Origin of the sequence: Pseudoalteromonas distincta, assembly GCF_000814675.1 — a bacterium.
Taxonomy (GTDB): Bacteria; Pseudomonadota; Gammaproteobacteria; order Enterobacterales; family Alteromonadaceae; genus Pseudoalteromonas; species Pseudoalteromonas distincta.
Window position 1 is genome coordinate 158,210 of the sequence record NZ_JWIG01000011.1, and the last position, 25,857, is coordinate 184,066.

The 25,857-nt window shown below is 37.8% G+C and carries 15 protein-coding genes; 1 reads left to right on the forward strand and 14 read right to left on the reverse strand.

Features of this window, described 5'->3' with window-relative positions:
- Positions 1-39: 39 nt before the first annotated feature.
- A complete protein-coding gene (locus QT16_RS08665) occupies positions 40-2,307 on the reverse strand; it encodes a DNA internalization-related competence protein ComEC/Rec2 (RefSeq protein ID WP_039487994.1) in 2,268 nt (755 codons plus the stop codon).
- On the opposite strand from QT16_RS08665, the gene QT16_RS08670 reads away from it, so the two are divergent.
- Entirely contained in the window at positions 2,287-2,793 is a 507-nt protein-coding gene (locus QT16_RS08670; protein WP_024595571.1) for a DUF2062 domain-containing protein, read from the forward strand. The genes QT16_RS08665 and QT16_RS08670 overlap by 21 nt on opposite strands.
- Before the next feature lie 101 nt (positions 2,794-2,894).
- On the opposite strand, the gene QT16_RS08675 is transcribed toward QT16_RS08670, so the two are convergent.
- From QT16_RS08675 to pepN, 13 genes are all read right to left on the reverse strand, one after another.
- On the reverse strand, positions 2,895-4,640 hold the full coding sequence (locus tag QT16_RS08675) for a DUF3466 family protein (RefSeq protein ID WP_039487995.1): 1,746 nt from the start codon (positions 4,638-4,640) through the stop codon (positions 2,895-2,897).
- 11 nt (positions 4,641-4,651) lie between these two features.
- Positions 4,652-6,565: an ATP-binding cassette ATPase Uup gene (uup, locus tag QT16_RS08680; protein ID WP_039487996.1), complete on the reverse strand. Its 1,914-nt coding sequence runs from the start codon at positions 6,563-6,565 to the stop codon at positions 4,652-4,654.
- A 15-nt stretch (positions 6,566-6,580) separates the two neighbouring features.
- A complete protein-coding gene (locus QT16_RS08685) occupies positions 6,581-6,820 on the reverse strand; it encodes a glutaredoxin family protein (protein ID WP_002961779.1) in 240 nt (79 codons plus the stop codon).
- The gene (rlmKL, locus tag QT16_RS08690) at positions 6,813-8,930 is read right to left on the reverse strand and encodes a bifunctional 23S rRNA (guanine(2069)-N(7))-methyltransferase RlmK/23S rRNA (guanine(2445)-N(2))-methyltransferase RlmL (RefSeq protein ID WP_008133692.1); all 2,118 of its coding nucleotides are present in this window, start codon (positions 8,928-8,930) and stop codon (positions 6,813-6,815) included. The genes QT16_RS08685 and rlmKL overlap by 8 nt, the downstream gene beginning before the upstream one ends.
- 91 nt (positions 8,931-9,021) lie before the next feature.
- Positions 9,022-9,552 carry a cell division protein ZapC gene (locus QT16_RS08695; RefSeq protein WP_002961896.1) on the reverse strand — a complete coding sequence of 177 codons (531 nt, stop codon included), beginning with the start codon at positions 9,550-9,552 and terminating at the stop codon, positions 9,022-9,024.
- A gap of 117 nt (positions 9,553-9,669) precedes the next feature.
- A complete protein-coding gene (gene pyrD / locus QT16_RS08700) occupies positions 9,670-10,680 on the reverse strand; it encodes a quinone-dependent dihydroorotate dehydrogenase (protein WP_039488000.1) in 1,011 nt (336 codons plus the stop codon).
- Between the two features lie 120 nt (positions 10,681-10,800).
- The gene (locus tag QT16_RS08705; RefSeq protein WP_039488002.1) at positions 10,801-15,642 is read right to left on the reverse strand and encodes an NAD-glutamate dehydrogenase; all 4,842 of its coding nucleotides are present in this window, start codon (positions 15,640-15,642) and stop codon (positions 10,801-10,803) included.
- 208 nt (positions 15,643-15,850) lie between these two features.
- A complete protein-coding gene (locus QT16_RS08710; RefSeq protein ID WP_002961901.1) occupies positions 15,851-18,172 on the reverse strand; it encodes an efflux RND transporter permease subunit in 2,322 nt (773 codons plus the stop codon).
- The gene (locus tag QT16_RS08715; protein WP_002961903.1) at positions 18,172-19,167 is read right to left on the reverse strand and encodes a WD40/YVTN/BNR-like repeat-containing protein; all 996 of its coding nucleotides are present in this window, start codon (positions 19,165-19,167) and stop codon (positions 18,172-18,174) included. The genes QT16_RS08710 and QT16_RS08715 overlap by 1 nt, the downstream gene beginning before the upstream one ends.
- 126 nt (positions 19,168-19,293) lie before the next feature.
- On the reverse strand, positions 19,294-20,658 hold the full coding sequence (locus QT16_RS08720) for a DUF1329 domain-containing protein (RefSeq protein ID WP_002961904.1): 1,365 nt from the start codon (positions 20,656-20,658) through the stop codon (positions 19,294-19,296).
- A gap of 13 nt (positions 20,659-20,671) precedes the next feature.
- Positions 20,672-22,771 carry a DUF1302 domain-containing protein gene (locus QT16_RS08725; RefSeq protein WP_002961905.1) on the reverse strand — a complete coding sequence of 700 codons (2,100 nt, stop codon included), beginning with the start codon at positions 22,769-22,771 and terminating at the stop codon, positions 20,672-20,674.
- Positions 22,772-23,023: 252 nt separating this feature from the next.
- Complete coding sequence (locus QT16_RS08730) at positions 23,024-23,245, reverse strand: DUF2835 family protein (protein ID WP_010552655.1); 222 nt, start codon at positions 23,243-23,245, stop codon at positions 23,024-23,026.
- Positions 23,246-25,840: an aminopeptidase N gene (gene pepN / locus QT16_RS08735; RefSeq protein WP_039488006.1), complete on the reverse strand. Its 2,595-nt coding sequence runs from the start codon at positions 25,838-25,840 to the stop codon at positions 23,246-23,248. It abuts the gene before it with no gap.
- Between the last annotated feature and the right edge of the window lie 17 nt (positions 25,841-25,857).

The window sequence follows — 25,857 nt, forward strand, 5'->3', positions numbered from 1 at the left end:
CTCCCTGTATTGTATCCTTCGATGAGATAAAACTAAACGTCAATCTTTGATAAACCAATAACTTTCCTGCCCTCTTGCTGTTTCTATGACCAAATTGTTTGAGTAGAATTTAATACTAATTTGTCCTTCAACGCCTGTTGTAAATTGCTCGGCGCTTATTGCTTTGTAACGCTCGACAACAACTGGCTTGGGAAATTCCCACTGTCCTTTATAAGCACTTGAATGAATCACAACTTTAGGAGCTACATGACTAATAAAATTAACACTTGAGGATGTATCACTGCCATGATGCGGGCTTAACATGACTGTACTTTTCAACGATGTATTATTAGCTAATAAAGAGGCTTCACGAGATTTTGATATATCACCTGTAAATAACACACTATGAGTATTACTCGATACTCTAACAACGCATGAATCGTCGTTTTCATTTCCATACCCTCTAGTGCTAAAACTTTCTACTCTTAAACCAACAAAATCAACACTTTGGACTTCACACACATTAAGTGTATTTTCAGGATGAAATTGCTTTAATGTTTCCCCAAATCCAGCTTCAATAAAATGCTGTATTCCTCCAGCGTGATCGCTGTCTTCATGACTTAGAATTGCTGTTTTTACTGTGAAATTATTTGCTTTTATATAAGGCAATAAAATACTTCGCGTACGGCTAAAACGATTAAAATAACTTGGACCAAAATCATAGATAAGCACTTGGTTATCTTTTTCAATTAATGCCATGAGACCATGCCCAACATCAAACACATGAAGTTGCCAGTTAGGCTTTTCTTTTAGAAGATTATTCAATAAAAGTACTGTTAAAGGAATGAAAGAAAGCAACTTATAGGGGAGGAAGTAAATCATCAACATAGTAATATAGGTAAAAATGACGAATATTAACTCGATTCGTCCTGTTGTCAGCCATCTTAACGGCTCGGGTATTTCATAAAGTAATTTAAATAATGCATATAACCCTGTATCAAACAAATGTATTAAATTACCTATATCTATAAAAGTACTCAGTAATGTAAAAACAATCAAAAATGGCAAAATAATGATGGAAAGAAACGGTATCGCAATTAAGTTAATCACTAGTCCCGCAATACTTACGCCATTAAAAAAATAAAGTGAAAGTGGTAATAAACCGATAAATAATGCTACTTGAATAACAAATAACGCAATAATTTTGTTTTTTATTCGTGTATTTAATATTGGTAATTTACTAATAACAGTAAAAATTATAGCGACTGCTAAAAATGAAAAATACAGACCTGGATTAAGTAAATTAAATGGGTTAACAGCAAGCACTATTACCAAGGCAAATAAAATACTATGCCATCGCAGCGGCTGCTTAGCAAGAAAATAAAGTAACAAATAACAACCCAGCATAATTAGTGCTCGCGTTGCTGATACTAAAAAGTCACTTAAATATACGTAAACTAATGCAGCTATAAAACCGAACGAACTGTAGTAAAGTGTAAGGTTAAATGATTGACCAATTGAAAAGTTTATTTTCGTACAGATAAATCGAATGAATAAGTAACCAAAGCTAAAAATCAAACCAATATGTAAGCCCGATATAGCCAGTAAGTGACTTAACCCAAGTGATTGCATTAATTGTTTATCTGTATAGCTCATTAACGATTTATCACCACTGAGTAATGCATAATAGAGCCACTGCAATCTTGTATTTGTATAGGTATTTTTAATGAAGTTTTGATAATCTAGCACGATGCTTTGTTTATCGCTGTGTATTATATTAAGCTCTTTATTGAGCACTTTGCCTTTAAATAATATTCTATTTATAAATGCATAACGTTCATTATCAAACACATTAAAATTTTTATTACTGCGAAAATATTTTAAATGGATTAATGCAGAGAATTCATCGCCGACTGTAAAAGGCTGTGCAGAATTAACACTGAGCATTGCTTTGGGTGCTCTAAAATTCGAAAAACTACTCCCGTCTAATGCCACTATTTTGGCTTTGATATACTGAGGTTTTTTATCAGAAATAACCTCTTCAACAACTAATGTAGAATCAAGTGCATACTTTTCGTTCGGTTTTGGTATTTCAAAACTATAAAAAAGGTAAAAATGCATACCAACAAAGCAAATTGCGCAAATAAAGCCTAACAATACGTTTAAAAACGGCTTAAAATAAGCGCTCACTATTACAATGAAAATTGTGAAGACTGTAAATTCGAGAGTTTGATAATAAAACACGGTTGCTACACAGCCAATTACAAACCCAAGACTTATCCACACTGATGTAAATGGTTGCTTTAAATGGCTAAAAAAACGATCCAAAGATTTTTACCTGATCCAAATAAAATTAGACATCATAAATCACTAAAAATATTTGGACGACTTTTGCAAGACGCAAATCTTTGGCATTTAAATAGACGTTCAGCTCGAGGGGCCTTCGCGGTCGGGTTATTTTTTGCTTTCATCCCTGTTCCTTTTCAAATGGTTTTAGCCGCAGCAGGTGCTATATTATTTAGGGTTAATTTACCCATATCAGTTGCTTTAGTATGGCTTACGAATCCATTAACCATGCCACCTATCTTTTATGGCTCATACTTAGTGGGTACGTTAATACTTAATCAGCCAGAACAACACTTTGTATTTGAAGCCAGTTGGTCTTGGTTTTTAGAAAGTATAGAAACAATTGGTCCTGCATTTTTATTAGGTTCATTAGTATGTGCTTCTATTGCATCAATTATCGGATATTTTGGTATCGATATTATTTGGCGCCGATCTGTGAAAAAAGCATGGTTATCACGAAATAATTAGGGCGTTAAAGCTAAATAATCACTGCAATTCTAATCTAATAAAATATTATAGACGAAAAAAAACCAACTTTATTAAGTTGGTTTTTTTATAATCAATAAACTTTAAAAGCGAAATACGCGCCTTAAGCCAACCAGTGGTAATAACAATAATGTATACCAAGGGAAGCTAGCAGAGTTACGCTCATAAGCTTCCGCTTCTACTGGAGCACAGCTTTCTACTTCACCATTTGCAATGGGAGTTAGTTTAACTGCTATTGCAATACTCTCATATTCAATTTCACCATTAATATCAGTTACTACACCGCCTAATGAATCTAGCTTTTCAACTGTTTTAGTCGCAGTACCAAATATTTCATTATTTTCGTTGATAGCAGTCGCTTCAACCATAGTATAAGCGTAATCAGTTTCACCGTCGGTGTCATAACAAGGCAGTAAATCGTTTAGATTAGTGATTTTGTCTTCACCAATTTTGTAAATAAAGGCCTCTTTGAGTCGCGAGCTATCAGAAACACCCACTTCCCCTTCACCTACAATATAACCTTGGTTGTTTATATCGTTACCGTAAGAACTTGAGCTTGAAAAGTAATCAGTAGGGAAAACCGTACTACCCGTTGCTATATCATGGTAAAAGAATTTATTACGAAGAGTACCTTCAATACGTTTAGTTGCATAACCTGTAATTACATCGTTATCATTAATAGCAATTGATTTACCAGACTGCCAGTCATCTTCTTGATTAATAAAATCAACAACCGCACCGTCTTTAAAATAAACTGGCATTGTAAGAATTGTATCGTCATTTTTGTAATAACGTGTATTCGATGAACCTACAATTGTCCCGTTGCTGTTCACTGCTAAAGCAGTACTTGTAAATGCATCATCTTCCGCTTCACCTTCATCAGGTGTCAGTGCCATACCAAGCTCTTCAACAGACGTGATATTAAGTGATTCATCAAGTTCCCATTTAACAGCGCGCTTATTAAATAAGCCTCGTGTAATATTTGAATTTAACAAGTTGATACATACTGACGTAGGTTCGTCTTCATTATCACAGTTATCATCAATATTATCTTGTCTGTCATCTGGAATGCTTGTAGACATATTACCTACAACGGTATAACCACTGTTAGTTTTAACAATATCGTTAGCGCGGCTTGTGCCACCGTATTCATTAAACTCAGGCTCTAACTCAACACTTACACTGCCATCAGCGCTTATTACAATCCCACGTTCTATAAATTCATGAGTAAACCACGTTTCTGCATCATCTTCGCCATCAGGTGTAAAAGATACTTTATCGTATGGGGCGCTTCCCCAACCGACTGTAACACCATCTTCAGTTACAGCATTAAAAAGGTTAGTAGTTGAACGTGTTAGTCCGTCATAATCAACAGATGCAACATCAAATAATGGTTGCTCAGTTATTTGTGTATCATTATATTTTATGCCTACTAATGAGCTTAATTTTTGATATTCAAAATTTGTAGAAATTGAAGATAAAAAACTAACCATGAAAGTGTGTGCATCAGCATTAGTCAGTACTGCATCATTATTTTCAATGTCATCAAGTGTGAAGGTAATCTCTTTATCACTTAATTCAAATGCTGCCTCTGTATTGTCATAGCTATTTTCAATAAGGTTTTCAGTAAAATCTATATAGCTTGTATCAATAGGTAAATTGTATAAACCATTTGCGAAACCAATAATATGCCCGCTTTCGCTTACATCTGTTACATAAGAATATTTAGCGTCTTCAAGAGTCCCTAATTCACTTAACTGGTACGTCGCACTTGTTGCTGAAGTGCTTAATGTCGCTAAAATACTGGCAGCGAGTAATTTATATTTCATTTTAGTCCTTACTACTGATTCTGTAATTCTTCAAGTTCTTCCCAGCGCTCAAGGGCAGCTTCAAGGTCAGACTCAAGTTGTGCTAAATGGTTCAATGCTTTAGTTGTTACATCACTCTCTTGTTTAAAAAAGTTTGCGTCACTTACTACAGCTTGTTGAGCTTCAATTTCAGCTTCTAGTTTTTCCATTTTATTCGGTAGTTGCTCTAATTCAAGTTTTAATTTGTAAGAGAGTTTATTTGTCTTAGCTGCTGGTTTTGAAGCTGGAGCTGTTACTTTTTCAACTTTTTTTACTGGTTGTTGCTGAATTTTTTTTTCTTGTTCAGCTAAGTAACCTACATAAGCTTCGTAGTCGCTATAACCACCGACGATATCTGTTACTTTACCATTGCCTTCAAATGCCCATACACTAGAACATGTATTATCAATAAATTCTCGGTCATGGCTTACAATCAGCACTGTACCTTGATATTGATTAATAATGTCCTCTAGTAACTCTAACGTTTCAATGTCCAAGTCATTCGTTGGCTCATCGAGAACAAGTATATTAGATGGTTTTAAAAACAGTTTAGCTAATAGCAGTCTATTTTTTTCACCACCAGAGAGTGCTTTAACCGGGGTTCGAGCGCGTGCTGGAGGGAATAAAAAGTCTTGCAGGTAACCTAAAACATGGCGTGAACGACCGCCCATCATCACTTCTTGTTTACCTTCGGCAACGTTATCTTGAACAGTTGCTTCTTCGTCAAGTTTTTCACGGTATTGGTCAAAGTAAGCAAACTCTAAATTAACACCTTGCTTAGTAATACCACTATCTGGTTCTAAATCACCAAACATTAGTTTTAATAGTGTTGTTTTACCAATACCATTTGGGCCTACTAAGCCAATTCTGTCGCCACGCATTACAAGTGTCGAAAAATCATCAGCAATAACTTTGTCTTTAAATGCATGGCAAAGGTTCTTAGCTTCAAATACCAACTTACCTGAGCGATCAGCTGTTTCAATATTAAAGTCAGTTTTTCCAACTTGATCAACACGTTGCTTGCGCTCATTACGTAGCTGTTTTAGCTCTCGAACACGCCCTTCGTTACGCGTTCTTCGCGCTTTAACACCTTGGCGAATCCACGTTTCTTCTTCAGCTAAACGCTTATCAAACAATGCATTTTGCGCTTCTTCTACTTTTAAATCATGCGCTTTTTGCTCTAGATAAGTCGCGTAATCACCTGGGTACGAAATAAGTTTACCGCGATCTAAATCTAAAATACGCGTAGCGACAGCGCGAATAAACGCACGGTCATGCGATATAAATACAATGCCGCCTTTGAATTCTTTTAAAAACTGTTCGAGCCACATTACACTTGCCATATCTAAATGGTTTGTTGGCTCATCTAGTAATAATAAGTCAGGCTCACTTACAAGTGCACGCGCAAGTGCTACTTTACGTAACCAGCCACCAGAAAGAGACTCAAGTTTAGCCTCTGGTGTTAATTCTAACTGTGTCAAAACTAATTGAATTCGGCTATCAAAGCGCCAACCATCAGCGGCTTCAAGTTGGTTTGATAAACGTTCAAGTTTATTTAATAACTTATCAGTACATTGTGTTTGCAGTTCGTTGCTAACATGATGAAAATCAATGAGTAGGTTAGCAATTTCCGGCATACCCTGCGCAACGTAATCAAATACAGTTCCGCTTGCACCTTTTGGTGGATCTTGCTCTAAACGAGAAATTCGAATGCCACCAAGCTGATTTATTTCACCGTCATCTAAAACAACTTGTCCATCGAGTACTTTTAATAACGTTGACTTACCCGCGCCATTTCGACCAACTACACACACTCTTTCGCCACTTTCTATAACAGCGTCTGCTTTGTTAAGCAAAGCATGTGTACCAAAAGCAAGTTGTGCTTTTAAAATTCTTATTAAATCCATAGTTCTTATTTGCTCTTATTCTGCTTGTGCTAAAAATTCGCGCACAGAGTGTAAAGTAAAAGGCCAATATAATTTCTCGCCTTTTTCACTTTTTAATACAGGAATAGTAATTTGATACTCAGCAATAAGCTGCTCATCAGTCATAATATCGATTAGTAATAACTCACTGTTGTCATTTAGTACATCAGTGATAAGTTGCTCAGCCTGTTCGCACAAGTGGCAACCATCAGTATGATATAAAATCCATTTAGCCATGCGTAATTAGCCAGCTATTATGGATTTTTTTATTACGTTTGAAGTCTGGTGATAGCGTTTTATCTGAGATATTAACGGCTTTTAAACCTAAACCAATCAGGCCAACTTCATCCATTACAAAACCACGTTTGTTATTAGAGAAAATCAAAGTACCTGATGGACTTAAGATCTTTTTAACCCACGTTAATAATTTAATGTGATCGCTTTGCACATCAAACGCGTCTTTCATACGTTTTGAGTTTGAGAACGTTGGAGGGTCTAAAAATATCAAATCATATTGTGCTGTCGCATGCTCTAACCACTTTAAACAATCTGCTTGTTCAAAACGGTAACGTGTATTACTGATATTGTTTAAATCGAAGTTATCTTGGCCCCATTTTAAATAGGTTTTAGATAAATCAACTGTTGTAATTGCTTTAGCGCCACCAAGTGCAGCATGCACAGAGGCAGTACCTGTGTATGCAAACAAGTTTAAAAAGCGCTTATCTTTCGCATTTTCTTGAATATAACGACGCATTAAACGGTGATCTAAAAACAAACCTGTGTCTAAGTAGTCAAATAAATTAACTTTAAACTTAGCACCAAACTCTTCAACTACCATAGTTCGGTTTTGTTTAGACATGGCCGTATACTGGTCTTCGCCCTTTTGCTTTTTACGCACTTTTACAGCAATATTTTCAGGTGAGATATCAAGTTGTTGCGAAGTCAATGTTATTACGTCTTGCAGGCGTTTTTCTGATGTTTTTTCATCAATTTCTTTAGGCGCTGCATATTCAAAAATAACCGCAGAATCACCGTAAATATCTACAGCAACATTGTACTCAGGGATATCCGCTTCATAAACACGATAAGCGTCTACTTTATTTTGTTTAAGCCAGTTTTTTAAGCCTTGCTTATTCTTTTTCAATCTATTTGCGAATGACGTAGAACCTTCAAAATTAAGCGCTTTTTTATCATCGGTGGTCAAACTTACTTGCTTATCATCTAATTGATATAAGTTAAGTTCAACATCAAGTGGGCCATTTTTAAACTTATAACGCTTAAGGCGCACAAGTTTTAAAAGTTTAAATAAGCTCTCGTCCATACCTAGTAAGGCAAGTTTCCAATGATTAAAGTGCTTTTTAAAGCCAACACCTAAATTACGGTGTAAATCAACAAGCTCAGCCATAGAGCCAATACGCTCACCGTAAGGTAAGTTTGAAATTACAACACCCGGTAATTTTGCAACAGCAGTAAGTTTAGTTGCATCACTTTGCTTAAACTTAATAACATCATCAAGCTCAGCACGTTTGGCATTATCAATCGCTTTATTTAAAACTTGCTCATCGTAATCGTGGCCAATTAACCACAATTTAGGATCGGTAATGTTAGCAAGTAACTCTTCTTTAAGTTCTTTAAACTTAGCGGCTCTAAAACTAGGTAAACGCTCAAAAGCAAAGCCTTCACGAAATAATCCCGGTGCTTCGTTTCGTGCCATGCCGGCAGCTTCGATTAAAATAGTACCTGCACCACAACATGGATCGAATAAAGGTTGTTTTACATTATCAAGCCAACCACTTCGTTTAATTAATGCAGCAGCTAAATGTTCTTTAATTGGTGCTTTACCTTGACCTTGACGGTAACCACGTTCAGACAAACGAGGGCCAGAATAGTCAATATACATAGAAACGCCGTAACGATTTAATCGTGCAACAACACGCACATTTGCATCTTGCTTATCAACGTTAGGACGCTGCTCGTATAAATCATTAAAGTAGTCAACAATCGCATCTTTTATTACAAGACCCGAAAATTGTGTGTTTTTTAATGAGTCATTGGTACCGTTGAAGTCGACAGCGAATGTTTGAGTTGGTCCAAACCACTCTTGCCAAGGTTGCGAGCGAGCAAAATTATACAGGCTATTCTTGTCATCTACGCCTTCTTTTTCTTCAATAAGCATAAGCACACGCGTTGCAAAACGACTTGATAAACAAACCTTTTGCGCCAGTAATGAGTCAGCCTCAAAACGAACAGAACCAACAGTTTGCTTAGACACAGTTGCGCCAAGTTCTGTTAGTTCATCAACCAATAAATTTTCGATTCCGATAGAAGTAAGTGCGATAAATTGCAAAGTAATAACCCTTAATAGCTAATTGCGCAGGATTATAACATAGGTTGGGCTACAAACACGCCATAAAGACACGCTTAAGACTTAAATTTGGTTAGGCGGTTTGACTTTGATATTGCTGATTTAGGATGGGGTGTACTCGATTATTCAAAATACGGATTACTTCAAATTGTGCTAAAGATAAATTTTCGTCTAATTTGAAGGTTTCGCTTAAATTTAAGCAAATAGATGCATCAGGGCAATGCTCTACAATTAAAAAATCGCCAGTTTGCGCTTTAGATATTAATTTAACTATTGCTTCGACACTAGGCTCTGTTCCAGTGTACTCTTCAAAAAACCAGCTTTTTGATAAAACGGGTTTTAAATGATACTTAACAGCGGTTGCATTTAGCGATATTTGACAAATTTGAGCAGCAGACCACAATTCAAACCCATCTAAATAGTTATAAACTTGTTCATAAAATGCAGCATCTTCTAAACTAAAACGTGGATTTTTAAAAACAGAATCGGTGAGTTGTCTTAACTTATAGGGCGTACATAATTGCATGTCGTCATTTAAATCAAGTAACAAACGATTTTTATTAGGACAAGTAATCCACTGCCATTGCTTTGATGCTTGTAACATTTACTCCTCCTTGGGTATGTTGAATAATTATTGCTCACAGTATAACCGCTTTTGACCACTTTTAAAATGCTTGCTTAGAACATTTATCGAACGATCAAAAGCTTAGATAACTGATCCTTATAAGCCGTTAACGATCGACTTTACCAATTGTGGACCTTTGTAGATGAACCCAGTATAAACCTGGACTAAATTTGCGCCTGCATCGAACTTTTCTTTTGCAGATTGCGCATCATCTATTCCGCCTACTCCGATGATTGGTAATTTACCTTGTGTTAAGCGTTTCAATTCACTCACTACCTCTGTAGAACGCATTCTAACAGGGTGACCTGATAAACCGCCGGCTTCTTCTGCATATTGCTGGCCCATAACTGCAGCTCGCTCAAGCGTGGTATTGGTGGCAATTACACCATCGATTTTATTATTTAAAAGTGATTCACTTACTTGTTGAATTTGAATTTGATCTAGATCCGGTGCAATTTTTACAAGCATAGGCACTTGTTTATTGTGCTTTGCAACTAAATCTAACTGTTCGTTTTTAAGACTTTGCAGTAAATCATCAAGTGCAGCGCCATATTGCAAGTCACGCAAGCCAGGTGTATTTGGTGATGAAATATTTACCGTAATATATGAGGCATGCTCAAACACTTTACGCATACAATGAATATAGTCATCTTTACCTTGTTCATTTGGCGTATCTTTATTTTTACCAATATTAATACCGAGTATGCCGCTGTATTTTGCTGCTTTTACATTTGCAACTAAGTTATCAACGCCTTTATTATTAAAACCCATGCGGTTAATAATAGCGTTTGATTCTGGCAACCTAAAAATACGAGGTTTATCATTACCAGCTTGAGCACGCGGCGTAATAGTGCCAACTTCAATAAAACCAAAGCCCATTTGGCTGAATGCATCAATACATTCCGCATTTTTATCAAGGCCAGCTGCTAGCCCTACAGGGTTTTTAAATTTCAGACCCAAAAAATCGACTGGCTTATCAGAAATATTTTGCGACCAAGCTAAATTTAAAGGTGTATTGGTAAAACGACGAAGATTATTAAGTGCAAACTCATGCGCCCACTCCGCATCACGGGTAAACATAAAACGGCGAGCTAAATCATAAAACATCAATATAATCCTCTTTTTAAATTTTAGACAAAAAAATACCTCAGACAAGGCTGAGGTATTGTATAACAATTTTAACAATCAGTTATTTATTTACTAAACAATTAACTGATTAAAGCTAAATTATTTTCCTGACGTATCACAATTGTGGCTTAACAACATAAGTTCACGAAGTGCAACCGAGAACTTAGCAAAGTCGTGGCTTTGTGATGTTTTAAACTCAGCCAGCATTTGTTTCCAGCGTTGAAGTAATAAATCTTGGCTATCCATCCACTCGTCTATTTGACTATCCACATCGCTCTCATCACCTTCAAAGCTATTTAATACAACTTCAGATAACGTACGTTGCTGCCAATCAAGCTCTTCTCGATAAGACGAGCGAGCAAGTGCTTGCCAATGATTTGCTACTGGTTGCTTAGTTATTTGCTCTAAGAACCAATGCAGACCCATTCTTGCACCTAGTTTAAAGTAAGTATTGGACACCATCGAAATACTCTTACCTGAACTATTCGCAACTTCTGCTAAATCCATCACAGAGAATAAGCTTGATAAAGAAACAATACGATTAGCTATATCTGTTGGAACGCCCGCGTCAATTAACTTATTGGCCTCAATTACAATACGATCATTTTCTTTTTCAATCATATACGTATTTAAGTTATCGCTTAAATCTTTAAAGGTTGGCGCAAAGAATTCAATTCCTTGTTCGATCGTTTGTGACTTATTACGGTGACGTAAGAACCAACGCGTTGCACGGCGCACAGTACGGCGAAGTTGGTAAAGCATTTCAGTTTGAACTGCTGCTGGTATTTTATTATCAAGTGCACTAATAGAAGACCATGTTTCACGCATTTCAAATATTTCGCTAGCAATTGAGTAACACATTGCTATCTCAGCTTCATTAGCACCGGTTTCTTCATGCATACGTACCATGAAGTTTAAACCCATATCGTTAACGATACTGTTAGCAAGTTTAGTTGCAATAATTTCTTTACGAAGTGGGTGGTTGTTCATCGCATCGTTAAACTTCTCACGCAATGGGCGTGGGAATGACTTAACAAGCAATTGGCGATAGTAAGGGTTTTCAGTAATTTCATCACTTACTAAAGACTCTTTTAATACCATTTTTGCGTAAGACACTAGCACTGAAAGCTCAGGACGAGTTAAGTCTTTACCTGCAGCGGCGCGCTCTGCCAATTCTTCATCACTTGGAATAAATTCGATAGCACGGTTTAACTTGCCTTCTTTTTCAAGCGCATGAATAAAGCGAATCTTTTCTTTGAGCGTTGAAGTTCCTTTAGACTGCGTAATTGAAATAGTATGTGTTTGACGGTAACAGTCTTTTAATACTAATTCAGAAACTTCATCTGTCATTGAGTAAAGTAGCTCATCACGTTGTTTACGTGTTAGGTCACCTTCAGCAACTAAGCCATTAAGTAAAATCTTAATGTTAACTTCGTTATCTGAACAGGCAACACCCCCTACGTTATCAATGAAGTCAGTATTAACGCGACCACCTTTAGCTGCAAATTCAACACGACCTAATTGCGTTGCACCTAAGTTACCGCCCTCACCTATTATTTTAGCGCCTAAATCTCTACCATTGATACGTAGTGCATCGTTTGCACGATCCCCTACATCGGCATCAGTTTCTTTAGAGTGTTTAATGTATGTACCAATACCGCCATTCCACAGTAAATCAAACTCCATCATTAATGAGGCTTTCATTAACTCATTTGGTGTCATACTAGCTTTTTTAGTGCCCAACATTTTTTTCATTTCTGGGCTAAGCGTAATTGATTTAGCTGCACGAGAGAACACACCGCCACCGGCAGAAATTAGCTCTTTATTGTAATCTTCCCAAGAAGAACGCGGCATATTAAATAAACGTTCGCGCTCAGGGTAAGATGTAGCAGCATCTGGATTAGGGTCAACAAAAATGTGCATATGGTTAAAGGCAACTTGTAGACGAATATGCTTAGATAACAGCATACCATTACCAAATACATCGCCTGCCATATCGCCAATTGCTACGACTGTAAAGTCGGTAGTTTGACAATCAATATCCATTTCACGGAAATGTCGTTTAACTGACTCCCATGCGCCTTTTGCTGTGATACCCATTTTCTTATGGTCATAACCAACCGAGCCACCAGATGCAAATGCATCACCTAGCCAGAAATTGTATTCGTTAGCAATGCCATTTGCGATATCAGAGAAAGTAGCGGTTCCTTTATCGGCTGCAACTACTAGGTAAGCATCATCTTCATCGTGACGAACAACATCGCGCGCTGGTACTATTTCACCACGCTCAATATTATCAGTAATATCTAAAAGACCACGGATAAAGATTTTATAACACTCTTGGCCTTCTTTGATAAACGCTTCACGCTCTGTCGGTAGTTGTTTACATACAAAGCCACCTTTAGAACCTACAGGTACGATTACCGTATTTTTAACTTGTTGTGCTTTAACTAAGCCAAGTACTTCAGTACGGAAGTCTTCACGACGGTCGGACCAACGCAGACCACCACGCGCTACTTTGCCGTAACGTAAATGCACACCTTCTACGCGCGGAGAATAAACAAAAATTTCAAACGCAGGTAAAGGAAGTGGTACATCAGGGATTAAGCTAGGTTGTATTTTAAACGACACATAAGACTTAAACTGTCCAGCATCGTATTTTTGGAAATAGTTAGTACGCAGCGTCGCAACAATCATATCTACGTATAAACGTATAATACGGTCATCATCAAGGTTTGCTACATTTTCAAGCTCTAAATAAATTTGCGTGCTTAGCTTTTCAAGTGTTTTAGCACTTGCAGGGCTTTTAACTGAGAACTTTTTAGCAAACAAGTTAACAATTTGCGCTGCGATATTTGGATAATTTGCAAATGTACTTTCTATGTAGCTTTGTGAGAACGTTACACCTATTTGACGCATGTATTTAGCGTACGCACGTAAAATAGAGGCTTCGCGGCCTGTTAAGCCACCCATTAACACTAAACGGTTAAAACCATCGTTTTCAAGGCGGTTGCCCCAAACATTTGTTAATGCAGCACGAAAACGTGCTGAGATTTTATCAAAATCCGCCATCCCTTTGCTGTCAATAAGCATCGAGAAGTCCATGATCCAGTTGATACGACCATCGCTAGTTTTAACTGAATATGGTGTTTCACCAACAACGCGAAGGCCAAAGTTTTCAAGCATTGGCATAACATCAGATAAGTGAATCGGCTCATCTTTATGGAATAAGCTTAATCGTACAATATTGCTGTTTGCTTCTTCTTGAGGACGATAAAACAGCATTTCTAGTTTGTTTTCATCGCTAAGTAGTTCTAACTTTTCAATATCAACAACCGCAGCACTTGGAAGCACTTCATCTTTGTACGAGCGTGCAAACGCGTTACAGTATTTACGATTTAAATCGTTACCACGAGCTTCACCCGCAGACTCTAAAAGAGCAGATTGAAGTTTATCTTCCCACGTACGTGCAGCTTCTACTAAATTGTTTTCGATGTCTTTCACGTTATATTCGATCTTGTTGTCGGTCACACGAACGGTGTAATGAGTACGCGCCAGTGTTGACTCAGAGAAATAAGTAGTAAATTCGACTTTATCGTCAGAATTAAATGCATTAGCTAATATATCTTGCGTTTCACGACGAAGAGCCGTGTTATAACGCTCGCGAGGTACATAAACCATACAAGATAAAAAACGACCATACGCATCTTTACGTACAAACAAGCGACACATATCGCGCTCTTGTACTTGTAACACACCCATAGCAACTTCAAGTAGCTCACCTTCGCGCGCTTGAACTAGCTCATCACGTGGGTAGGTTTCTAAAATATTTAAAACAGCTTTGTAAGCGTGAGTACCTTTAGCAAAATCACACATTTCCATAATGCGATTAATTTTACTTTTTAACACAGGTACATCAGTAGCACTGTTATTGTAAAAGCTTGATGAAAATAAACCGATAAAGCGGTCTTCACCAATTACATTGCCTTCATCGTCAAAACGCTTAATGCCTACATAATCGATGTAAGCTGGACGATGAACACGAGAAACAGAGTTAGTTTTTGTTAAAATCAGTAGGTTGCTGCTACGAGCTTCTTGACGTGCAACTTCAGGTAATTCTGATAATAAGCGAGTGTGTTCTTCAGTCGAGTTTTTCATCAAGCCTAGGCTTGTATCCATTTTACCTTTTAGTTGGTAATCACCTTGAACTGGGCTTAACTCATATTCACGGTAACCCATTAGGGTAAAATTATCTTTAGCTAACCAATCTAAAAACTCAGTTGTTTCTGAAACTTCATCTTTACTTTTATTATGATGACGTTTAGGTAACTCTTTAGTCACTGCAATTAATTTTTTACGGATTGGTTGCCAATCATCAACAGCAACTGATACATCAACAAGCACAGACTCTAATTCTTTTTTGAAAGACTCAATCACAGAAGAATCTGTTTGACGGTCAATTTCAATAAAAAATACTGTTTTAGTAGATGAAGATTCTTGCTCTGCTTTTAAATTTGATAATCCAGAAATTTTAGCGTTTTCATCGCGCTTAATTTTTAATGGGCAGTGAAGTAATAAGTGAGAGGCGATATTTTCACGAGTCATGGCCATACGAACAGAATCAACTAAGAACGGCATATCTTTAGTGATAATTTCAACGATTGTATGTGATGACTGCCAGCCATCTTTTGCCACTTCTGGATTGAAAACGCGGATAACAGCGTCGTCAGTAGTATTTTTTTCTAGCGAGTTCCAAAGGCTTAATGCTGCGCCATATAGGTCACTATCGTTGCGGTTTGCCAAATCCTCTTTAGACATATTGCTGTACAAGGCTTTGGCGAATTTCTCAACGAGTAACACATTATCAGCGCGAACTTTTTTCTGGATCAGCTTACAGACATTATCTAGGATAACCGAGGCTTGGCCTTCATTTCGTGTCATTGTATGTTCCTTAATCTATTACTGCTAAAAGCAGAATATTTGTACAGCGTATTATTAGCGTGGAGTCAGTTAAATTCTAACCCTTTTACAGCTAATAAACAGCCTTTTCGATGAAAACATTTTAAGCATTTCAGCTATTTGGTCATCTATTCACAAAATATAGATATAAATGGCCATTACTGGCCATTTAGGAGCAAAAGTATTCACATTATTTTTTCTGGTCAGTCCAGAGGAGGCTGCCAATTGCGGGTAATAACAACACTGCACCTAACATATTCACTAAAAACATGAAGGTTAATAGTATACCCATATCAACTTGGAATTTAAGATCTGAGAATATCCAAGTGCTCACACCAATAGCTAATGTAATACCAGTAAATAGAACCGCGCTGCCACGCTCAACAAGCGCATTTCGATAAGCAACACTAAGCGGTACGTTTTGCTTAAGCTGCCCCATCATCGACGACAGTATATAAATACCGTAATCAACACCAATACCTACACCTAATGCAATTACAGGTAAAGTAGAAACAGTTAAGCCTATTTCCAGCTGTACCATAAGTGCTTGGGCAAGGGTTGATACAATATAAAGCGGTAATACCACGGCTATTGTTGCTTTTACGCTTCTAAAGCTCATTAAACATAAAATAATAACGGCACCATAAACGTAAAGCATCATGGGTATTTGTGCTTCTGATACAGACTCATTAGTAGCTGCCATTACGCCCACAGGTCCTGACGCTAATTTAAATGCCAATTTATCAGTGCCCTCTTCTTGGGCAAATTGCTTAACACTCTTAATTACGGTATCGATAGTTTGTGCTTTATGATCATCTAAGAATATAATCACTGGCATAACAGAACAATCACCGTTAAGTAAGCCTGTACTAGTTTCAACTCGAGACGTTGACTGTACTAAGCTCGCTGAATTTCTTGGCAAACTCTGCCATTTTAAATTGCCTTCGTTGTAGCCCGCGTTAACCGATTGAGCTACAGAGCTCAAACTTACAGCAGACTGCACACCGGGCACATTCTCAACTTTGTATTGAAAACGGCTTATACGCTCCATCACATCATGCTCAGTACATGCTGCAGGATACGCCTCTACAATTACTTTTAAAATATCAGACGAGATAGTGTACTTATCCGATATTAAAAACGTGTCTTGGTTATAACGGGCATCTTGATGCAGAGATGGCGCGCCTGCGTGTAAGTCACCTATGCGCATTTTATCAGCTTGCCAGTAGCCTAGAGCAAATAAAACAAGGGTAAAACCGATAATCATTTTAGCGATTTTAGGATCGGTTGCTTTTACTAAAATGTCTCTGATCTTATCAAGTATATTAGGCTTCTCAGCATCACCAGATTGAATATGTACACTGTTTTCAAAGTTCATGTACGACGCCCAAACTGGCAGCAAAATTAAATTTGTAAATATAATTACTGCCACACCTAAACTCGCTGTAATAGCAAGTTCGCGGATAATACCAATATCAATAGTAAGTAATGTTAAAAAGCCTACGGTATCTGAAAGCAGTGCAATACCACCAGGTATTAATAAAGCCCTGAAACTTGACTGACAACAAATTCGCGTACTTTTTCCTTCACCTACTTTTTTACCAATCGCATTGATCATCTGCACACCATGGCTTACACCAATAGCAAACACTAAAAACGGCACCAATATAGACATAGGGTCTAGTCCAAACCCTAAACTTGAAAGCAGGCCTAATTGCCAAATAACAGCAATAATAGAACACGCGATTGGCAAAATAGTTAGCTTTAAACTGCCACAAAATAGCCAAACCATAATAAAGGTAAAGGCGATAGCAATGGCAAAAAATACGACCACCCCTTTTGCGCCTTCAGCTATATCACCAGCCATTTTTGCAAAGCCAATAATATGAATACTTACTTTGTCTGTACTTAAAGGCTCTCTTAAATCACTTTCTAGCTTTTGTGCAAAAGCTAATGTGTCTAATTTTTGTTGTGTTTGAGGATCTGTTTCTAAAAGTTGAGCCGTTACCATTGCACACGAGTAATCGCTGGCAATCATACGCCCTACAACTTTTGCTTTTTCAATGTTTTCCTTTACTACACCTAATCCACGCGTATCTGCTTTAAAGTTTGCAGGAATAATTGGACCACCGGCAAAGCCATCCTCTACTACTTCTACAAAGCGAGCACTAGGTGAAAATATAGAATTCACTAAAGGACGATTTACACCAGGAATAAAATAAAGCTGATCGTGAACCGCTTTTAATTGAGTAAAAAATTCTGGATTAAATATATCTCCGCTGTCGTCACATACTGAAATTAAAATACTGTTTGCACCACCAAACTGTTTTTCATGTTTAGTGTATACCTTCATGTAATCGTGATTTAACGGAATATTTTTATTAAACGATGCATCAAGTTGAATTTGAGTCGCTTTAAATACAAGTAAACAGGTTATAAGTGCAAAACTTATAAGCATAATTAAGCGATGTCTAAAAATCGCCTTTTCAATAAAATCGAGTAACTTATGCATTAAGGGGTTAACTCCTTCACTTTAATGCCATCTTCTGTAGCCATGATCAATCTGTTATCTAAAATTACACCATCAAGAATCGCTTTACCGTCAGCAAGCTGCTCATGGGTGAGTAACCCATCTTGAAGATGAAAAATAACGCCACTATTAGCGAGCATGAGCCATTGTTTGTTATTATAATTAATGATGTTGTTAATCGTCGCTGTTTTAACATTTTCAAAATGCTGCCACTGCTTTTCGCCACTTTGCTTTGCAAAAACATTACCTCGAAGCCCTGCCACAATTTCTTGTGTGCTATCAGAGGCAACTGCAAAGAATGAACCGGGATAAACTTCTTCTATTCTTTGCCAAGTTTGACCATCGTCAACGCTTCTGGCCATTAAACCCATTTCACCAACGAGCATTAATCCATTGTCTGTTTTTTCTATGCGATTAAAGTGCGGTAAAATAGAAGCAGTTTCCGCTTCGTATCCTTGTGGGTCATTTTCTTTTAAATCGTTTAAGTAATCACGATCATCACTAAAAAGTAGCGAATCTAAAAAGCGTTTTTGCCAATGTTGACCACCGTCTGTAGTTTGATAAAACATGCCATATGCGCCCACTGCAAAACCTTTTAAGTCATCTTCAAATAAAATATCTAAACATGGTTTGTCTAATTCAGGTAATGCTTGTTGTAGCTGCCAATTAACGCCACCGTCAATAGTATTTATGATTGTTGCATCGTGGCCACACGCCCATCCATTATTTTCGTTACTAAAATCAACGGCAGTTAAGAGCACTTGAGTCGGAACTAGCTCAGCTTGTTGCCATGAATCACCCGATGTACTTTTAATAACAGTACCGTGTTTACCAACAGCAATTAAGCCATTACCCGTGTTAGTTATATCGGTGAGTAAGGTTTTAGCTGCATTTGTTGCACTGATTGCATAGTTAGGGGCTTCTTGTGCAACACTCGCACCGCTTATTATCAGGCTGGCATATACCAAATACTTCATAAATTTTAATCGCCTTGTACGAGAGAGTTGTTTGTCTTTTTACTAGGGAGTGCGTTGCGCGCTGTAAGACAAACGCGATGAGAAAGGAAAAGGCACTTAACATATTGTTAAGTGCCTAGTTTAATACTATCTACCAGCGCGACGTAAAGCGCTTGAAGTAAATTCGTTATCGTTAAACGACTGTGAAAAATCGTACATTTTTTCTTGGTTATCTAAACCAATTGCTAAATAACGACGAGAATTCAAATCATGATAAACCTCAAGCGTACTCCACTGTGTAGGAACTTCGTAATAGTTAAGGCCATAAGCCATGGCTACACGGTAAAGTTGGTCGCGGTTATCATAAATATCAGTTACCTGTACTTGCCAGCTATCTTCATCAATGTAAAACACACGTTTTTTATAGATATGGCGTGTATCATCTTTTAAGTTAGCTTCAACAACCCAAACACGATGTTTTTCGTAACGTGTATGTTCTGGGTTAATATGGCCAGGCATTAAAATATCATCGTACTCTAGCTTGTCGCTATGAAGTTTGTAGCTGTTGTAAGGTATATATAACTCTTGCTTACCTTTCAGCGTCCAGTTGTAACGATTTGGTGAGCCATTAAACATATCAAAATCATCGGTAGTGCGCAGGCTATCTGCAGCTGTGCCTGGTGCATCATATGCAACATTAGGTGCACGACGAACACGACGTTGTCCCGAGTTATAAGTCCATGCTTGGCGCGGCGTTAATATTTGGTCCATTGTTTCATGAACTAATAATGCAGTACCCGCTAAACGTGCAGGCTCTGTAACGCTTTGTTTAAACTTAAACAAAATGTTTGAGTCTTGTAGCTCTGCTGGTGTAGCGCTTGGGTCTGAGTATTTAACTAATAGCTGCTCATCAAAACCAACATAGTTGTAAGAACCAGATGCAGTCGGTGCAGCTTGACCACCAAAACGCTCAATAGACTGGCCACGGTAACGTAATAAGTGATTCCAAATTGCCTCTAAACCTGTTTTAGGGATAGGGAAAGGAATACCAATCGCGGTATTTTTAATACCGTTACCGCCTTCGATTAATTCAGCAGTTGATGCAAACTTTTTAGTTGCGTCATAAACAAACTGAGGGTAAGAAGCTGAGCGGCGTGTTTCATACACTGGCATTTTAAATGTGTCTGGGTATGCTTCAAATAAAGCAATTTGACCCGGACTTAAATTGGCTTTGTACTTTTCAATATTACTTTTATCGATAGTGAAAAGTACTTTGTCAGTCGCAAATGGGTCAAGGTGATGCATACCAGCTTCATAACCTGCAGGCGCTGTTGTAATTCCGTTATTCCACGCTGGAATAGAACCATCAGCATTCGCAGCTTTTTCTGCACCCATTGGTGTTAAGTTTTGACCTAATTGAGCAACTTCATCAGCGCTTAATTTAGCCAAAGCTGCGCTGCTTGCAAACAAACTACAAAATGCTGTAGCGATGAGGGTAGGTTTTTTAATCATAGTAATGTTACCCCTAAATAGAATATTTTAAGTTAAAAGAAACGTAATCGCGGTCTGAGAATGTATTAACACCGCCACCGCCCCAAAACGAGTTATAGCTCACATCAAGTGACCACGCATTTTGGTAGTTAAAGTTCATCGTAGCACCTAAAGATTTACGATCTTCGATAAATAAGAACATAGGATCTGGTGTATTACCGTTTACGTCATGAGAAAATACAAAACGTGGTGAAAAGTTAATACCTTTGTAAAAGTTGAAGTAATCGCCTTTCGCAATTAGGCGGTAACCCCAAGACGATGCTGTAGCGAATGATTTTTCTTCAGCGCCATTTGATAGACCAAGTTGCAATGTTGAATAATCAGTAGTACCTGGGCCTGTTATTGTGCCACTACGGCCAGTACCGGATACATTTAAACGCATTTCGTCATAGTCAGGCATATCGTGAATTTTAACTGCACCCACTTCACCAACTACAGCCCAACTATCAGCACCTAATGAAGGACCAAATAAATGTGTTGCTGTAAATTGAATTTGTGATGTATCGCGTTCAATGTAGCCTTTGGCAACTTCACCTGCACCAACTGAGCTTACCGCATCGCCTATACTCATTTGCGAAATACCCGCAAAATCAGGACGAATACCAGCAACCGCCAATTGTTCAGGCATAGCTGTGTAAAGTAACTCTACGTCATCAATTTGTAGCGGTTCATCTTGGCGAAAAGCAAATTCACCCGCGAAGGCTGTTTCGCCGATAGTCGTATTAAAACTTAAACCATATAACTTAATATCTTCAGGGTACTCATTTTCAGCTTTAGAAAAAGCAGTTAAATCAGCAACATTATCTGACGTAATTTCTGTTGTCATGATCATCGCTAAATCTTGGGCAATTGCAGCTTGTGAAAAGTTTGATACGCGACCAGATATAAGCGGACGACGGCTATGGTAATTCACATGATAGAGTGCAATCTCAGTATCATTAAATTCAGGTAAAAATACACCTAAACGTAAACCATACTGGCCGCCATCTTCTGGCTCTGTTTTACCATTATCCCCTTTACCTTTTAAAGCAACTTTAGTTGGGTATGCAAGATACATTTGAGCTAATAAAGCACTTCCTTCTGCACTTGAAGGATCAATACCTTGTGCTGCTGCGGCTAATGCAAAATCAGATGTTAAGTTATTCAAGCTATCTGTTAAAAAAGCAACATCAATATCAGGGTTAGACGTAAAACCTAATTGAACATTCTGCTGATAACCATTTTCTGCTGCAAAGTCATTAGTCGAAAAATACGTACCAGCTGCTGGTAAACGCGTTTCTTGCCATTGGTATTGGTAGAAACCTTCAAGGGTAATGTTGTCAGTAATGCCAAGCGATGCCCAAAGCATGCCTACAGGTATGAATGCTTCTTTAAGCTCAGCACCTGGCGCTTTCAATCGGTCAATATCAACTGGGTTTACGTTAATACCATGAGATATAAGTGTACTCTCACCCCAGTTAACTACTTGTTGACCTAAACGGACAGATAAAGGGTTATTACCATCATTTAAATCAAAATCAGCCCACACAAACGCATCTAATAAACGAATATCTGCACAACTTTGCGCTTTAGTGTCTTTATCATCACACGGATCAACCCCCTGCCCTGATGTAGGATTTGAATATGCATGATTGCCATCCATCAACGCAAAGTCATAAAAATACATGAAGCGAGTGAACAAACCGTAGTTATCTTTATTTATTGAAAGGTCGTGTGTTCCCTTCAAAAGTTTTGAAAATGAGTCACCACTGTCAAAATTTAAATTACCAGCATCACCATTATTTGAATAAGAGCCAGGTTGAGCCCATACATCTTGAGATGAGTAAATAGTGTTGTTTAGCGCAGGGTTGTAACCTGTCCAATCAAATGCCGGATTGTTACTTTTACCAATTAGGCTAAAGTCTCTGTCTTCTACGCGAACACTTTGCCCATATGAAAAGGTTGAATCGAAGGTAATATCAAAACCTCCAGCTTCAAATGTTACAGCTTGTGTACTTGCTGCAGATAAACCTAAGCTAGCGGCTGCTATACCTATAGCGATTCTATTTTTAACAAAAAGCGATCTTCTTATCATTTTGGTTCCCCCCTGTCGCGGGTCATTTTGTGTGATCAAGTTATTGTTTTTAGTGTAATCATAACGATAGAAGCGAATCAGTGAAATTACAAATACTCGCTCTAATCTTCCGTATACTTTATATTTTGGTTGACGCTTACGTATTGGTAAGACGTCGTACCAGATAATTTATACACGTAATTTAACAATAGGACAAATTGAAATTAACAAAAATACAATATTTTTATGTATATATAACATAAAAACCGAGTGTCAGGCCACTCGCTCTAGGCGGATAAACTTGTTTTCGGGGGTTAATAAGAGTCTAAAACGGCCACGTACACCTAAACTTGAAATGAAGGGCCTCAAATGTGTAGCAGCAAAACGAATCGTTTTACCGCCATCTTCTACAACTTGTAAAGAGCTAAAACGGCCATGGTAGTAATCCATGCACTCGTTATAGCTCAATCTTAAGGTAAAATAATACTCAATCATTTATGCGAGCGCTTTTTCAACCTTTTCATACAAATCAGCACTTAGCCCATCTAGATTAGCTAAGCGTTGTAATTGCAGTTTCATTGCTTGAGAGCGAACATCATCGTAACGCTTCCATGACATGAACGGTGTTAGCATACGAGACGCATTTTGTGGATTAATTGCATTAAGTTTTATTAACAAGTCACCTAATAACGTATAGCCTTGGGCATCTGAGCGATGAAATTGTGCTGTATTAAAGTGACTAAAGCTTCCTACAAGTGCACGTACACGGTTGGGGTTTGAAAAATCAAAACACGGATGTTCGTAAAGTGCCTTAATATTATCTATAGCTTTATTGCCTGACTGCATAGCTTGCAGTGCAAACCACTTATCCATCACTAAAACATCATGGCGCCATTGACTATCAAAATGATTCAAAAGCTCTTCTTGTATAGGGTGGGATGCTTTTACCACTGCGCTTAGTGCACCAAGTACATTGGTCATATTAGTCGAACTTGCGGCTTCTTTAATAAAGCTTACAGCCTCTGGCTTTTGAGTTTTAGCCAAATAATGCAAGCATGTTTGTTTTAAAGCGCGCTTAGCAACGGAGCTTGCACTTATACTGCCATCATCTTCAAGAGATTCGTAACAAGCAAGCAGTTCATCAGCAAGTTCGTCAGCAATTTGTTGCTCAAACTTTTCTGTTATTTCAATAATCTCATCAACAGGTATTACTTCAAATTCAGCGGCTAATGTATCAAAACTTGGCAGTTTAAATAGCTCTGCGATTAAGGCTAAATCACCCTCTTTGGTGTTTATAAGTACACGTAGCGCATTTATAGTTTCGCTACTTAACATGCTATTAGTTGTGTCGGTAATCTGAGATTTAATCGCTTTAATAAATAGCTGCTGTTGGGCATCCCAACGTGAAAAATCACTGCGTGCAAAACGCATAATATGCAATAGTTCGGGCTCTGTTGTTTGCTGATTTAAAATACAAGGTGCAGAAAAATCTTCGAGTAAAACCGCAACAGGCTTTTCTAAGATATTGTCAAAGCTAAATGTTTGAGTCGTACTTGTTACATCAAGTACATCATCTAGTTTTTTACCTTTGTATTGCAGAGCAATACTTTCCCCATTCGCATCAAGTAGTTCAATAGCAAAAGGTATATGAAGTGGTTTATTGTCTGGCTGATTGTCCGGTGCTGCTTGTTCTATTGTTAATGTATACGTATTTGAACTGCTATCAAAATGTTGTATTGCATTTAAGCGCGGGGTACCCGATTGACTATACCACAGCTTAAATTGCTCTAAATTTACACCTGATGCATCGCTCATTGCACTGACAAAGTCATCACATGTTACTGCTTGCCCATCGTGGCGCTCAAAGTAAAGTGTCATCCCTTTTTGAAAATTAGTTTCACCTAGTAACGTGTGCATCATACGGATAACTTCAGCACCTTTATCGTATACAGTTACAGTATAAAAGTTATTCATTTCAATAACTTTTTCAGGACGAATCGGATGCGCCATAGGGCCTGCATCTTCGCTAAACTGATGCGTACGCATTACTTTAACTGCATCAATTCGGTTAAGTGCACGAGAGCCTAAATCACTACTAAACTCTTGGTCTCTAAATACGGTTAACCCTTCTTTTAGCGATAACTGAAACCAATCTCGGCACGTTACACGATTGCCCGTCCAGTTATGAAAGTACTCATGCCCTACAATGGATTCAATCGTATGGTAGTCTTTGTCTGTCGCTGTTTCTTGATTGGCTAATACACATTTACTATTAAAAACGTTTAGCCCTTTATTTTCCATCGCGCCCATGTTGAAAAAATCGACGGCTACAATCATATAAATATCAAGGTCATACTCTAAATTAAAGCGTTCTTCATCCCATTGCATTGCTTTTTTAAGTGAAGCAATAGCATGAGGTGTTTTAGATAAATTACCTTTATCAACAAATAATGCTAACTCTACGTCTTTGCCGCTTTTAGTCGTGTACGTATCTTTTAAAACATCAAAATCGCCCGCTACAAGTGCAAATAAATAGCTCGGCTTTTTAAATGGGTCTTGCCATTTCACAAAATGACGACCATCTGATGTTTCACCGCTATCTACTTGATTACCATTAGAAAGAAGTTGTAGATACTTTTTATCGGCAATAATAGTTACATCAAACGTGGCAAGTACGTCAGGGCGATCCATGTAATAGGTGATTTTTCTAAACCCCTGCGCTTCGCACTGTGTGCAATACGCACCGCCCGATAAATATAAACCTTCTAAAGAAGTATTCGTCTCAGGTGATATCTCGGTCACAATACTTAATTGGCAACTATCCGGTAGGTTATTAATTATTAGCTGCTCACCAACAATTTCATAATCCGTTATATCAACTGTATCAACAGATAAAGACAGTAAACGCAAATCAATACCATCAAGCACTAAAGGTGCTTTTTTATCACCAACTCGGGTAAGTGTTAGTAAAGAGCTTACTTTGGTTGATAAAGGCTGTAGGTCAAATGTTAGCTCTGTGTGGTCAATTAGAAAGTCAGGAGCTTTATAGTCTTTAAGATATTGTGCTTGAGGTTTACTTGATTCAGTCATAGATACTCCAAAGCAGC

Bases quoted from the DNA above. Each gene is read 5' to 3' on its own strand.
- QT16_RS08705 (WP_039488002.1), bottom strand. From the start codon at position 15,642: ATGACACGAAATGAAGGCCAAGCCTCGGTTATCCTAGATAATGTCTGT.
- pyrD (WP_039488000.1), bottom strand. From the start codon at position 10,680: ATGTTTTATGATTTAGCTCGCCGTTTTATGTTTACCCGTGATGCGGAG.
- QT16_RS08715 (WP_002961903.1), bottom strand. From the start codon at position 19,167: ATGAAGTATTTGGTATATGCCAGCCTGATAATAAGCGGTGCGAGTGTT.
- QT16_RS08710 (WP_002961901.1), bottom strand. From the start codon at position 18,172: ATGCATAAGTTACTCGATTTTATTGAAAAGGCGATTTTTAGACATCGC.
- QT16_RS08725 (WP_002961905.1), bottom strand. From the start codon at position 22,771: ATGATAAGAAGATCGCTTTTTGTTAAAAATAGAATCGCTATAGGTATA.
- QT16_RS08685 (WP_002961779.1), bottom strand. From the start codon at position 6,820: ATGGCTAAATGGATTTTATATCATACTGATGGTTGCCACTTGTGCGAA.
- QT16_RS08720 (WP_002961904.1), bottom strand. From the start codon at position 20,658: ATGATTAAAAAACCTACCCTCATCGCTACAGCATTTTGTAGTTTGTTT.
- QT16_RS08730 (WP_010552655.1), bottom strand. From the start codon at position 23,245: ATGATTGAGTATTATTTTACCTTAAGATTGAGCTATAACGAGTGCATG.
- QT16_RS08675 (WP_039487995.1), bottom strand. From the start codon at position 4,640: ATGAAATATAAATTACTCGCTGCCAGTATTTTAGCGACATTAAGCACT.
- pepN (WP_039488006.1), bottom strand. From the start codon at position 25,840: ATGACTGAATCAAGTAAACCTCAAGCACAATATCTTAAAGACTATAAA.
- QT16_RS08695 (WP_002961896.1), bottom strand. From the start codon at position 9,552: ATGTTACAAGCATCAAAGCAATGGCAGTGGATTACTTGTCCTAATAAA.
- uup (WP_039487996.1), bottom strand. From the start codon at position 6,565: ATGGATTTAATAAGAATTTTAAAAGCACAACTTGCTTTTGGTACACAT.
- QT16_RS08670 (WP_024595571.1), top strand. From the start codon at position 2,287: ATGGCTAAAAAAACGATCCAAAGATTTTTACCTGATCCAAATAAAATT.